General features: G+C 47.2%; 2 pseudogenes. One reads left to right on the top strand and one right to left on the bottom strand.

What is annotated here, in order from left to right:
- Positions 1 to 238 (top strand): annotated as a pseudogene (locus JUJ53_RS25355) (LuxR C-terminal-related transcriptional regulator); the annotation flags it as partial.
- A 101-nt stretch (positions 239 to 339) separates the two neighbouring features.
- On the opposite strand, the pseudogene JUJ53_RS00385 reads toward JUJ53_RS25355, so the two are convergent.
- Positions 340 to 587: pseudogene (locus JUJ53_RS00385) on the bottom strand (IS1634 family transposase); the annotation flags it as partial.

Consider the following 587-nt stretch of genomic DNA (forward strand, 5'->3'; position numbering starts at 1 on the left):
GGAGTGATGGTAAGTCGCTTAGGCATAGAGAGAATACAGAAAAGTCAGAGGGGATTCTTCTATATTAATATCATGGTCGTTCAACCCAACTTGATATAACGCTGATATTGCGGTTGCTTTGAGCATAGGTGAAGGGACTGTTAAATCTCATGTCAATCGGATTTTGAATAAATTAGATGTGAGCGATCGCACCCAAGCTGTGATTGTTGCCGTTAAGCGCGGCATTGTCAGTTTGTAGGATGTACTTTCGATCAACTTCGGATTCTAACTTAAGTTAGAGCCAGCCTTCTACTCTGCGATGGCATGGTTAATCTCCGACATTCCGCAGGTTGACAGGTCTTAATTTAGGAGATAGTAGCGGCAGGACGGAAAGCCCATAAGGCGGATAATTTTGCTGTGCTCCTCAGACAGGTTGCTGACCTGCTGAACTGTGTTCATCGAGACCAAGTGAATCGCCTGGAACTTCTGTAAAATCCAGCGAAAGGTCGGGATGGGCGTCGGGCGTTGCTTTTGGTCAAGCACCGTTTCACCCGTCTGGTCTAGTTGGGCTCTGAGCTTGCGCTGCCCCAAACTATAGACGAGTAGGG

Origin of the sequence: Leptolyngbya sp. CCY15150 (assembly GCF_016888135.1) — a bacterium.
Taxonomy (GTDB): domain Bacteria; phylum Cyanobacteriota; class Cyanobacteriia; order RECH01; family RECH01; genus RECH01.